Raw genomic sequence first — 12418 nt, forward strand, 5'->3', positions numbered from 1 at the left:
TTTATACAGAAAAGGAGAAGTTCATGAAAAAACAAGTTTCTTACAGGCAGCTCTTTCCCATAGCGGTCTTGCTAGCTGCTTTTCTGTCTCTGCTTTTTTCTGTCCAATCAGTCGGAGCAGAAGAAGCGGTAAGTTCGTCAACTTCTGAGGCGGCTGCTCTTACAGAGAATCCGGCTGTAAGTGATGCGTCGGTTGCCAGTCAAGCAGAGAGTGCATCAGCAGAATCAGGAGAGTCAAAGGCAGCTTCTACAGAGGCAGTGGAAAAGGAAGGCCAAGCTCCTGCTGCAGCACAAGCTGCGGCTAGCGGACCAGAAGCTGTGCCCAATGTGGGAACCATTCAGGGAGAATCACAAGCCTCTCCCTATGAGGACAAAGAGGTTCAAGTTTCCAATGTAGTTGTGACGAAAACAGACCGCTATGGTTTTTATGTTCAAGACGTGACTCCTGATGGAAATAGCAGGACTTCTGATGCCCTTTATGTTGTTTCTAAAGAAAAAGTCGATGTTGGAGACAAACTTAGTCTTGAAGGTCGTGTCAAAGAAGGCTATATGGAAGAGCTCAGCGTTCGTCAGGGGCAGACTTTCAACAAGCCCATTGATAGTTTGACAGTTACCATGCTAGTGGCTTCCAAGGTGACCAAGGAAGGGAAAGCTGATTTGCCTGATCCAGTAGACATCGTGGCTAATATGCCTCAGGATACGGTCGATAACGATATTAATAACTATCAGCCTCAAAGTGAAGCTTTGGACTATTGGGAAAGCTTGGAAGGAATGTTGACGACGGTGAAGAGGCCACGAGTTTTGGGCCCGCAGTATCGTGGAGACATTTATGTCTTACCTGAAGGCTACCAAGCCTTGCCATTAAACAATATCGGCGGCCTTAATCTTCGTCCAAACGCCCAAAATACCGCAACTATTCCAGTCTATGTTGGCAATAAATTTATTGCCAAGGCCAAGGATTATTTCAATGGTGATGTGGTCGGAGTCGTGACCTATCGTGGGAAGATTTACAAGTTGGAGCCGACTCAGCTGCCTGATTTGGTTGACGGGGGCTTGCAGAGACAGGTCTCTCCTATCTATCCAAGCGAAGACAAGCTGACTATTGCTTCCTACAATATCGAGAATTTTTCTGCTAATGCTAAAAAAGGTGAAACACCTGAGGAAAAAGTGACTAGAATCGCTAATTCCTTCATCAATGAGATCCACAGTCCAGATATCATCACGCTCATCGAGGTTCAAGATGAGAATGGCAGTGTCAATGACGGAACGACCAGCGGTGTCAAAAGCGGTGAGAAACTAGCGGCCCGCATCAAAGAACTGGGCGGAAAAACTTACAAGTACACTGAAGTTGCCCCACTTGATGGTCAAGATGGCGGCAAGCCTGGCTCCAATATCCGCGTGGCTTTTCTCTACGATCCAAATCGTGTAAAATTAGTTGAGAAAGATGCTGGTAATAGTGATGAAGCAGCTAGCTTCTCTGGTGGCCATTTGGTTAAGAATCCTGCCCGAATTGTTCCAACAAATCCAGCCTTTACCAAGGTTCGTAAATCCTTGGCGGCTGAGTTTGAATTCAAGGGACAGCATATCGTTGTTATCGCCAATCATTTGAAGTCCAAGATTGGGGATGATGCTGTTTATGGCTCCGCTCAACCAGCAGTTCAGCATACGCAGGCTGCCCGGATAGAACAGGCTAAAATTTTAAATAGCTTTGTTCAAGAAGGGCTGAGACAAAATCCTAACCTTAAGTTTGTGCTGACTGGTGATTTTAATGATTTTGAATTTTCCGAAACGGCTAAAGCACTGGCGGGTAATGAACTGATTAATCTCATGCAGGAGCATGATGCCGCTGACCGTTATTCCTACTTCTACCGGGGCAGCAACCAAAGCTTGGATAACATTTTCATTTCGAAGAACCTGGCAGGCAAGGCAGTCTTTGCGCCTGTCCATATCAATGCCTCTTTCATGGAGGAACATGGCAGAGCTTCAGACCATGATCCAGTAGTGGTGCAGCTGGACTTTTCTAAGGATGTTGCAGCTTCAACATCTGACAGTTCCCAGTCGTCTCAATCAACTGGACAATCTTCTGTAGCAGCAGATCAAGGAGCTCCGTCTCAGACCAATCCTCCATCGTCCAATCAAACTGGAAAAGGTCAGACAGCTGGCAGCAAGAAGAAGGGACTCCCGAAGACCGGTCAAAATACCAGCGGCTGGGCAGTCTTGGGATTGACCTTGCTGATGTTTGCTTTTACTCTCAAAAAGAGAAATAGAAATTAACTAAAATTAGTTTAAAATTGAAATCAGGGTGGAATAAAGATTCTGCCCTGATTTTTTTTGCTTACTGCTTTCGCCCTAAAGTTTTATCTGTTGTAAAACACTGAAAATGAAACTGAAAAACAGTTTGTTTTCTAAAAAATAGGCAAATTAAGTCTATTTTTGCTTTAATCATGTTATAATGTAGTTAGTTATAAAACGTTTTCAGAGTTAAGAGGTTGCGCTATGGTTGAAGAGAAAATTGAAGAAGCAGTTGATTATGGAAAGGTAACGGGCATGGTCCACTCCACCGAAAGCTTTGGAGCAGTTGATGGACCGGGTATCCGTTTTATTGTTTTTTTGCAGGGCTGCCATATGCGTTGCCAGTATTGCCATAATCCGGATACTTGGGAGATGGAGACCAACAAATCTCAGTTGCGAACGGTGGATGATGTTTTACAAGAAGCTCTCCGTTATAAGGGTTTCTGGGGCAATAAAGGCGGCATCACCGTCAGTGGAGGAGAAGCCTTGCTGCAGATTGATTTTCTGATTGCCTTGTTTACCAAGGCTAAGGAACTGGGTATCCACTGTACTTTGGATACCTGTGCCCTGCCTTTTAGAAATACGCCTCGCTATCTGAAAAAATTTGACAAACTCATGGCAGTTACCGACCTTGTCCTGCTTGATATCAAAGAGATTAATGAAGAACAGCACAAAATTGTGACCAGCCAGACCAACAAGAATATCTTGGCTTGTGCCAAGTACCTGTCTGACATTGGAAAGCCAGTCTGGATACGCCATGTCTTGGTTCCGGGATTGACCGACCGTGATGATGACCTGATTGAGCTAGGTAAGTTTGTAAAGACGCTGAAGAATGTTGATAAGTTTGAAATTCTACCTTACCATACTATGGGAGAATTCAAATGGCGGGAGCTGGGTATCCCTTACAAGCTGGAAGGGGTTAAGCCTCCGACAGCTGATCGGGTCAAGAATGCTAAGGAACTCATGCAGACGGAGTCCTATACAGAGTATATGAATCGGGTGCATAATAGCTAATCTACTTTGAGTATGAATAAATGGGATGGTGGGCTAACCAGTCCATTTTTCTTAAGAAAATGTCCTTCTGCTTTTGTGAAATGCCTGTAATTATGGTAAAATAAATGCAATAAACATTATATAAAAGAAGAGGTTTATCATGTCTAAAATTTTAGTTTTCGGTCACCAAAATCCTGATTCAGATGCCATTGGTTCATCTTACGCTTTTGCTTACTTGGCTCGCGAAGCTTATGGTTTGGATACAGAAGTCGTTGCTCTGGGTGAACCTAATGAAGAAACAGCCTTTGTTTTGGATTACTTTGGCGTAGCTGCACCGCGCGTGATTACATCTGCAAAGGCAGAGGGAGCTGAGCAAGTTATCCTGACAGACCACAATGAATTCCAGCAGTCTGTGGCAGATATCGCTGAAGTTGAAGTTTATGGCGTGGTGGACCACCACCGTGTAGGCAACTTTGAAACAGCTGGTCCCCTCTACATGCGCTTGGAGCCAGTGGGATCTGCTTCCTCTATTGTTTACCGCATGTTCAAGGAGCACGGCGTAGCAGTTCCAAAAGAGATTGCAGGATTGATGCTGTCTGGTTTGATCTCTGATACTCTCTTGCTCAAGTCACCAACTACCCACCCGACTGACAAGGCCATTGCACCAGAATTGGCTGAGCTGGCTGGTGTCAACTTAGAAGAGTATGGTTTGGCTATGCTCAAGGCAGGTACAAATTTGGCTAGCAAGTCTGCCGAAGAATTGATTGATATCGATGCTAAAACCTTTGAGCTGAACGGAAACAATGTCCGTGTAGCACAGGTCAACACTGTTGATATTGCTGAAGTTTTGGAGCGTCAGGCAGAAATCGAAGCGGCTATTGAGAAAGCAAACGCTGAAAATGGCTACTCTGACTTCGTCTTGATGATTACAGATATTATCAACTCAGACTCAGAGATTCTGGCTATCGGAAGCAATATGGACAAGGTCGAAGCAGCCTTTAACTTTGCTCTTGAGAATAACCATGCTTTCCTAGCAGGCGCTGTTTCTCGTAAGAAGCAAGTGGTGCCTCAACTGACAGCAAGTTTTAATGCTTAAAGAGCTCATTTGGTTAAATAAGTTACTAGATGAGGGCTATTCCCCTCATATTTAAAAGGAGTTTCAGCTCCTTTTTTGATAGGCGAGAGAAATGAAGATTCAAGATTTACAAGACGGAGATTTGATTTTTACAGTCGGATCTTCAGAAATTGCTGCAGCAATCCGAGCAGCGACTGGTTCATACAGCCACGTGGCCATCTTTTTTAATGGTGAAATTTATCATGCAACCCATGAGAAGGGTGTTGTCAATCAAGACTTGTCTGATTTTTTGCAGGATAAGGATATTTATGACGTGTATTGCTATCCAGCTATTGAAGTAGAAGCTGTCTTAAAAAGGGTCAAATTACATCTAGGAAAGCCATACAATTTCAGCTTTTATCCGCAGTCCGATGGTTTTTACTGCTCGGAGTATATTGCGGAAATTTTGCCGATTTTTGATACGATTCCCATGCAGTTTGGCGATGAGAAAAATCTGATTTCTGATTTTTGGCAGGGGTATTATCGAGAATTGGGCTTAGATGTGCCTTTAAATCAGCCCGGAACGAATCCTAGCCAGTTGGCTCAGTCAAGAAAACTCATCTACAAAGGAGAACTCCATGATTAAAATCATCAATCCCAGTCGTTTGACGCGCCAGCCATTTTTTCAGGAACTGATTGATTATTTGGATCAACATGAAGACGTTATTTTGAGGGAGATAAAGCGAGAATTTGCAGGTGTAGCTAATATGGATCGCTCAATAGAGGACTACATTAAGGCTGGCTACATCAAGCGGGAGAACAAGCGATATTATCTGACGCTGCCTTTTGTGGAAAGTTTGGAGGACTTGCAATTGGACCAGGAAGTATTTATCCGCAATGATAGTCCCCTCTATCAGGAACTGTTGGAGCTGCGCTTTGAGACCCAGCTTTCCAATCGAACCAATGAGGCTATCTTGCTGGAAGAGACAGATTTTCAGCGGGATGAGCTGACCTTGGCTAATTATTTTTATAAGATGCAGCGCCAATATCCCCTGTCTGATGCACAAAAGCCTCTCTATGCTGTCTTGGGCGATGTCAATCCAGAGTATGCACTCAAGTATATGACGACCTTTCTTCTCAAGTATGTCCGCAAGAATGAGCTCATGCAGAAGCGACGGGACATTTTTGTCGATAGCCTAGTGATTTTGGGCTATATCCGGCAAAACGAAACAGGCAAGTATGAGTTACAGGCCAGCTTTCATAAGGAGAGATTGACTTTCCAGCTGCACTGATTTTCTCATAGAATGAGCAGAATATTTGACCTTTGAAAAGAAAAAACTTATACTACTGTAAACGGTATTAAATACTGTAAAAAAGAACGGAGGCAAAATTATGTCACTAGAAAATAAATTCGATCAAGCTAAAGGCGCTGTTAAAGAAGGCGTGGGCAAAGTTACAGGCGATAACAAGACTGAAGCAGAAGGCTTTGTAGAAAAAACTGTTGCTAAAGCCAAAGAAGTTGCTGAAGATGCTAAAGGAGCTGTAGAAGGTGCCATTGAAGGTATCAAAAACAGCTTGGATAAATAAAAAACAATCAGTCGATTATTCGGCTGATTATTTTTTTTGCTGATACATAAGGTAGAGGAAGTAGGGGGCTCCAATAATGGAAATCAAAATACCTGTCGGGACGGAGCTTCCGATGAGGAAGGTTCTTGTAATCGTATCTGCCCCTGTCATGATAAAGGCACCTAGCAGCATAGCGGCTGGAAAGAGCAAGCGATGATCGCTAGGCAGGAATCGTTTGCTGATATGGCTAGCCAACATACCGATGAAGACTATATTTCCAGCTAGGGATAGACTAAAGGCGACGAGAGCACTGGCTAATAACAGGCTTATCTGCCGCTCTCTTTTTAGATGAAGCCCCAGGCCTAGAGCTGTTTCATCATTTAGGCTGAGGATATTGAGCTTGTGGGAGCGCAGATAGGTCAGCAGCCAGAATAAAAGCAAGAAGGGGCCAGCAATAGCTAGACTTTCCCAGTTATTACCCGTAATCTTACCAGCTAGCCAGCTAACCACATAGGTCAGTTTGTTCTGATTGACACGGCCGGTGATGGCAATCATACTGGATGACAGGATGGTTGACAAGGTTACGCCAGCAATAATGAGCTTGACGGGACTGATAGCTTGGCCTTTTTGATGTGAAATCAGGTAAATGAGGGCTACTGTCAGCATACCGCCAAAGGTCGCGATGAAGGGAAGATAGCGGATATAGAAAGGATCGGTCACTTCTAGCTTGCTGATAGCAAGAGTAATGATAACACCAGCTCCAGCGTTGATTCCCAAGGTTCCCGAATCAGCAAGTGGGTTTTGGGTAAAGGTCTGCAGCAGTACACCGCTCATCCCTAGTGAAGCTCCTGCTAGAAGGCAGACTAGAATTCGAGGCAGGCGGATCTGCTCCATGATAAAGGCGCTGCCATCATCTCCTTGCCCCAGCAGATATCGAAAAGCTTCTCCGACGTTAAATTCCTGATCGCCTGATGATAGAGACAGTAGGAAAATTAGGAAAGTCAGGAGGCTGAGGCTTACTAGAACCAAAAGAATCCGTTTTTTATCTCTCATAGAAGGCCCCCTTTCTCATCAGCCACAGGAAGACTGGCAGTGTAACGAGACTGATAATAGAGCTAAGAGGAAGACCGACCATATGACTTGCAGCAAAATCACAGATTAGTAGAAAGAGCGCTCCTGCTAGCATCGCCAGTGGCAAGATTTTCTGGTAGTTCTTGCCGCTGATGGTTTTGACAAAGTGTGGAGTAATCAGTCCGACAAGAGCCAGGCTTCCTACTAGGGCAACGGCTGCCGCTGATAACAGTAGAACAATACTCAGAAAGAACAGGGTTATCTGAGTCGTTCGCTGGCCTAAGCCCTTGGCTACTGTTTCATTGAGGCTAAGAATGGTTAGTTGGTGAGAAAATAGCTGAGCCAGTAAGAGGCCTAATAGGATAAAGGGAGCAATGATTTGCAGCATTTTCCAATTGGTTCCTAGAAGTCCTCCAGCCTGCCAACCGATGACAGCATTGGTCAGGTTGAGGTAAATGGTCAAGCCTTGTCCGATAGCAGTCAGGAGTGTTGTTACCATGGCACCGGATAAGACGAGTCGTAGTTGCTCAAAACCTTTTCTAGGATGGTAGGAGAGGCTAAAAACCAGAATACTGGCTAGACAGGCTCCTGCAAGTGAGATCAGGAGGATGCTACTGTAGTGTATGCTCTTAGAAAAGGCATAACCGCAGATGAGCGCTAGGCCAGCTCCTGAGTTGATACCCAAAAGTCCCGGATCAGCAATGGCATTGCGGGTAATCCCCTGCATGATGGCTCCTGAAACGGCCAAGCTAGCTCCGACTAGCAGAGCTGCAATTCCTCTAGGTAAGCGCAGATCTATGATGATGTTCTGGGCTGGACTTTCCTTGAAGGGATGGCTCAGCGTTTCTATCAGTTGCCGATGCGAGTAGCTGGGAATGCCAAAGCGCAGATAGAGATAGAGTCCGCTAATCAGCAGGAGAATGAGGGCGAAAAAAACAAGCCAAAAAGTATTTGGCCTATTTTTTTGAGTGAAGAGTGAATGAAGCGTCATCTGGTATCCTTTATATTATCGAAAATAAAATAGCTGTCATGAGATATATCGCTTACTAGCAATGTTTTTTACTAGTCTAAGTTTTCTGCAAGGAATGGCCTAGTTCATTTTTTCAAGGCCATCTTGAATGGTTTTGAGTTCGTATTCAAGTGTCAATGGATCGTTGAAATAAAAGGCGTTGGCATCCACTTTTAAGATATGGTTCTGTTGGACAGCGGGAATGGATTTCCAAACATCGCTTTCGTAAAGAGCACTGCCCGTTTTATCGTCTTCAGCAGCAACCAGGACATAATCGCCAATATACTCACTCACCGTTTCTTGGCTGACTTGCAAGTAGCCGCTTGGGAATACTTCATCCTTCACCTTTTGTGGGGCGTCAAATCCCAGAGATTTGTAGATAACTTCTCCGCCTCGTCCCCAGTTGTTACCGAAGAGGTAGATTTCCTTTTCATATAGTCCGACAACGGTGAAAGTGACATCTTGTCCCAGCTTTTCTTTTAATTGCTTGCCAATATCAGCTGTTTTGCTCTTCCAATCAGCAATCCATTGATCAGCTTCTTTTCCTTACCAAAGATTTGGCCAAAGCGATTCAGGATTTCTAAATAGTCATTTTTTCCATAATCAATGGCAATAGTTGGAGCGATTTTCTTTAGTTCATCGATATTTTTGTCACTGGCATCTACCACGATAAGGTCTGGCTTTTGCTTGGCGATAGACTCCAAATCTTCCGGCATCAGGATCTTGGCGTTTTTGACTTTTTCTTTGAGGACAGGGTTTTTAGCATCATAGGATGTTACAGTGACAGGGTCGAAACCTAGTTGCAGCAAATAGCCTGTGTAGGTAGAGGAGAGGCTGGCAATCCGTTTTGGATTTTTAGGAATATCGCCGTAGTAGTGAAATCCGTCAATTTTGGGCTTGCTGGATAGCTCGACCTTGTCTGAAGAGGCAGAGTTTTCGGATTTAGATGAGCTGCCGCAGGCAACTAAAAGGAAGATGGTGACAGTAAGGGTGGCAAATGATAAAAACTTTTTCATTTTTTCCTCCAATTCTATAAAAAAAGTTTAGAAGCTGTATCCATGAAGAAGATATGGGAAACTTATCTATGAATACATGACTTATTTAACGAGCTGATAGCTGAGGCAGAGTGGCTTATCCTGAATAGGATCCCGAATAATCTGGGCTTCAATCTGAAAAATGTCTCTCAGAATATCCGAAGTCATGACCTGCTCAACACTTCCTTGATACCGGATTTGCCCATTTTTCATAGCAATCAGCTAATGGGAAAAGCGGGCAGCTAGGTTGATGTCATGCAGAACCATGACAATGGTTTTTCCGCTGAGTCGGTTGAGGTCGTTCAGCAACTCCAAGATTTCCAGCTGGTGATTCATATCCAGATAGGTGGTTGGCTCGTCCAGAAAAATAGTCTCTGTATCTTGGGCTAGAGCCATAGCAATCCAGACGCGCTGGCGCTGACCGCCAGACAAATCATCTACCTGCCAGTCCGAAAATTCGCTGACCTGAGTTGCTTCCATAGCCCAGCAGATTTTTTCCCGGTCTTCTGTACTGAGCCGGCCCAAGACAGTTTGATGCGGAAAGCGGCCATAAGAGACCAGATCATAGACAGTGATGCCATCGGTCGCCTCCATGGTTTGGGACAGCAAGGCAATCTTTTGCGCCACCTCCTTGGTCGGCAGTAGGGCGATGGACTGTCCATCCAGGGTTATACTGCCGGCTTTTGTCGGCAAAATACGAGTAAAAGCCTTGAGAAGAGTGGATTTACCGCAGCCATTGCTACCGATAATAGTTGTAATCTTTCCCTCGGCGAGTTGGCAGTCCAGTCCGTCAATAATAACCTTTTGATCGTAGGCGACCTGGATACTTGCTGCAGAGATAGTGGATATAGACTTCCTTTCTGGCTGATTCTTCTATCAGAATTACGCCTTTTATTATACCATAAAAATTTTTCTAAAAAAAGAGTTTTCTGACAATTTAATAAAAATAAAATAAAAAAGTTTTATAAATTTGTAAATAATAAAAATTTAAGCTTTTCATGCTAAGATAGAAATATAAAAAAGAACCTGCAATGATGATATAAATTTACAGGTGGTGAAAGGAGAAATGATGAAATTATTGACAAACCTACGCCCCTCCAAGCCTTTGAAAGAGCTGAGGTGGTTTGATATTGCTGTGATTACCCTGCTCATGTTTGGGCAGTTTATTTACCGCTCAAGGGAGCTTTATTTAGCTAGCTTTGCACCAGCTTCCAGCACAGGAGCGACTGAAACGGTGACCAATACAGCCACTGAAGGAGCGGCTTTTTCTAGCAATTTCAATTTTCAGCTGCTGATGCTGGTCTTGACCATTCTTTATCTATTGCTCCGGCGCTTTGACTTTAAGCAGCTTCCCATACGTCTGAGTTGGTCGGTTCTCCTCTGGACTCCTCTTATTTTTGTAGCAGTAGGGTTCTTTGGTGACATTGTGACGACGCTGAGCGGCGAGTACAATTACTTTGATCCAACTCTCTGGTCTTATGTAGATGTTCTAGAAATCTTCCGGAAATTTGCTGAACTGACACCTATGGCCATCCTCTACGGACTTCTCAATGGCTTCTATGAGGAATTCTTCTTTCTGGGGCTTATGACCTCTGTTAGGGATAAGTATAAGTGGTGGGCTCTTGCTTACTCTACTATCATTCGGATTTCTTTCCACACCTATCAGGGTATGCTGTGGGCCTTGGTTATCGGAGTGGTGTATGGTCTCTTTTACTATTTCCTTTACAAGTATAAGGTCAAGAACCTCCTACCTTTCTTTCTCATGCACGCCTTGGCGGATATGTTTGGCTCCAGCTTGATGTACGTTCTGATCAAATGGCGGTAATCTTTACAAAACGACAATAAAAAGGCGATATCCGCGCCTTTTTTCTTATAAATACTTTTCAGCAAGAGCATAGTCTCCTGGATAAGTTACTTTTTCTCCTTCTACGATTTGGTAAGCATCTGCTCCTTTGCCAGCTAGAATGACGGCATCTCCCTCTCGGTCTGTCAGACTGAGAGCTTTTTTGATGGCTTCTTCTCGGTCGGCTATTTTTTCCACCGGATAGGAGATGTAGGATGCGATTTCCTCCGCAATGGCTAGAGGATCTTCATAGTTGGGATCGTCCGCAGTTAAGATGACAGTCAGCTCAGGATGCTGATTGAGTAGGAGGCCGAAGTCTTTGCGGCGGCTTTCACCCTTGTTGCCGGTAGCACCCAAGAGGAGGATAATCTTGCCCTCTTGGTGTTCCTCTACCACAGACAGCAGATTGCTTAGGCTGACGCCATTGTGAGCATAGTCAACGAAGACCTTGGCGCCGTTTTTCTGAGTCAGAACTTCCATACGGCCTGGGACTCGGGTTGCGGCAATTCCTTTTTTGATGTCTTCGAGGCTAGCACCCAGACGCAGACAGGCAAGACCAGCCGCTACTGCATTTTCCTGATTGAAACGGCCGATGAGTTGAATATCGTAGCGGCCAGCTAATTTACCAGCAGCTTCAAAGCTGAAAGCCTGAGAATCTATTATGGTATTGCTTGAGCCTGCTCCATAGAAATCATGTTCCATAGAAGCGACTTGCTCTTTCACGATTTGGAAATGATCCATGCCGCTATTTACGATAACTGCTCGGCTATTGTCCATCAAGAGCCGCTTATTGTAGAAGTAATCTTCAAAGGTTGGATGCTCAATGGGGCCGATATGGTCGGGACTGATATTGAGAAAGATACCGACATCAAAGGTCAGGCCGTAGACCCGCTTCTTGAGATAAGCCTGACTGGAAACTTCCATGATGAGATGAGTCCGGTCGTTGGCAAGGGCTTGGGCCATCATTTTGATAAGATCTAGACTCTCTGGTGTAGTCAGAGTTGACTTGAAGAAAGTCTCTCCATCCAAAGTAGTGTTCATAGTCGAGAGCAGGGCAGGACGATGATTTTGGGAAAGGATCTGATAGGCAAAATAAGCTGTAGTTGTCTTGCCCTTGGTGCCAGTAAAGGCCAGCAGTTTGAGCTTTTTCTCAGGATGACCGTAAAATTCCATAGCTAAGAGACTCATGGCCTGCTTGACGTCGTTGACCAAGAGGACCGGAATGCCCACTTGAAAGTCTATCTCGCTGATATAAAAGCGCAGGCCAGCTGTGACGGCTTTTTCTAGAAATTCTTTCTTAAAAGCCTCACCCTTGACAAAAAAGAGGGTAGAGGCATCCGCTTCCCTGCTGTCATAGCTGATACTATCGAAAGTCAAGCCGCTGTAGGAGAAGAAGTATTCCCCGTCTTTGACAATATCACGAAAATTATGGTCTTCTTTTAAAATACCTAATACGGTTTCAATTTTAATCATAAATCTATTGTAAACCTTATGGCTGGGTTTTACAAGAGGCAAGGAAAAGTTTATAATAAAAGAAGAATAAATAGAAGAGGTTTT

General features: G+C 44.3%; 10 protein-coding genes and 2 pseudogenes. 7 read left to right on the forward strand and 5 right to left on the reverse strand.

Annotated elements, in window-relative coordinates; all coding sequences use genetic code 11:
- Window positions 1-23: 23 nt before the first annotated feature.
- From AX677_RS07285 to AX677_RS07310, 6 genes are all read left to right on the forward strand, one after another.
- Entirely contained in the window at window positions 24-2273 is a 2250-nt protein-coding gene (locus AX677_RS07285; protein WP_060976663.1) for an endonuclease/exonuclease/phosphatase family protein, read from the forward strand.
- A gap of 222 nt (window positions 2274-2495) precedes the next feature.
- Window positions 2496-3305 (forward strand): pyruvate formate-lyase-activating protein, encoded by an 810-nt coding sequence (pflA, locus tag AX677_RS07290; RefSeq protein ID WP_002905907.1) that lies wholly within the window; start codon window positions 2496-2498, stop codon window positions 3303-3305.
- A gap of 139 nt (window positions 3306-3444) precedes the next feature.
- Window positions 3445-4380, forward strand: coding sequence for a manganese-dependent inorganic pyrophosphatase (locus AX677_RS07295; protein ID WP_060976664.1), 936 nt, complete (start codon window positions 3445-3447; stop codon window positions 4378-4380).
- Between the two features lie 91 nt (window positions 4381-4471).
- On the forward strand, window positions 4472-4984 hold the full coding sequence (locus AX677_RS07300) for a YiiX/YebB-like N1pC/P60 family cysteine hydrolase (RefSeq protein WP_060976665.1): 513 nt from the start codon (window positions 4472-4474) through the stop codon (window positions 4982-4984).
- Complete coding sequence (locus tag AX677_RS07305; protein WP_060976666.1) at window positions 4977-5630, forward strand: DUF1803 domain-containing protein; 654 nt, start codon at window positions 4977-4979, stop codon at window positions 5628-5630. The genes AX677_RS07300 and AX677_RS07305 overlap by 8 nt, the downstream gene beginning before the upstream one ends.
- A 100-nt stretch (window positions 5631-5730) precedes the next feature.
- Window positions 5731-5925 carry a CsbD family protein gene (locus AX677_RS07310; protein ID WP_060976667.1) on the forward strand — a complete coding sequence of 65 codons (195 nt, stop codon included), beginning with the start codon at window positions 5731-5733 and terminating at the stop codon, window positions 5923-5925.
- A gap of 27 nt (window positions 5926-5952) precedes the next feature.
- Here the strand turns inward: AX677_RS07310 and AX677_RS07315 are convergent, their stop codons facing one another.
- From AX677_RS07315 to AX677_RS07330, 4 genes and pseudogenes are all read right to left on the reverse strand, one after another.
- Window positions 5953-6957: an iron ABC transporter permease gene (locus tag AX677_RS07315; protein ID WP_060976668.1), complete on the reverse strand. Its 1005-nt coding sequence runs from the start codon at window positions 6955-6957 to the stop codon at window positions 5953-5955.
- On the reverse strand, window positions 6947-7966 hold the full coding sequence (locus tag AX677_RS07320) for an iron ABC transporter permease (RefSeq protein ID WP_060976669.1): 1020 nt from the start codon (window positions 7964-7966) through the stop codon (window positions 6947-6949). The genes AX677_RS07315 and AX677_RS07320 overlap by 11 nt, the downstream gene beginning before the upstream one ends.
- A 99-nt stretch (window positions 7967-8065) precedes the next feature.
- A pseudogene (locus tag AX677_RS07325) lies at window positions 8066-9000 on the reverse strand (iron-hydroxamate ABC transporter substrate-binding protein).
- A gap of 81 nt (window positions 9001-9081) precedes the next feature.
- A pseudogene (locus AX677_RS07330) lies at window positions 9082-9867 on the reverse strand (ABC transporter ATP-binding protein).
- Between the two features lie 220 nt (window positions 9868-10087).
- Between AX677_RS07330 and AX677_RS07335 the strand changes: the two are divergent.
- Window positions 10088-10843: a CPBP family intramembrane glutamic endopeptidase gene (locus AX677_RS07335; RefSeq protein WP_060976670.1), complete on the forward strand. Its 756-nt coding sequence runs from the start codon at window positions 10088-10090 to the stop codon at window positions 10841-10843.
- A gap of 45 nt (window positions 10844-10888) precedes the next feature.
- Here AX677_RS07335 and AX677_RS07340 read toward each other — a convergent pair whose 3' ends face one another.
- Window positions 10889-12334: a UDP-N-acetylmuramoyl-L-alanyl-D-glutamate--L-lysine ligase gene (locus AX677_RS07340; protein WP_060976671.1), complete on the reverse strand. Its 1446-nt coding sequence runs from the start codon at window positions 12332-12334 to the stop codon at window positions 10889-10891.
- Window positions 12335-12418 lie beyond the last annotated feature (84 nt).

Source organism: Streptococcus sp. CCH8-C6, from assembly GCF_001557225.1.
In the GTDB taxonomy this organism is placed as follows: Bacteria; Bacillota; Bacilli; order Lactobacillales; family Streptococcaceae; genus Streptococcus; species Streptococcus sanguinis_C.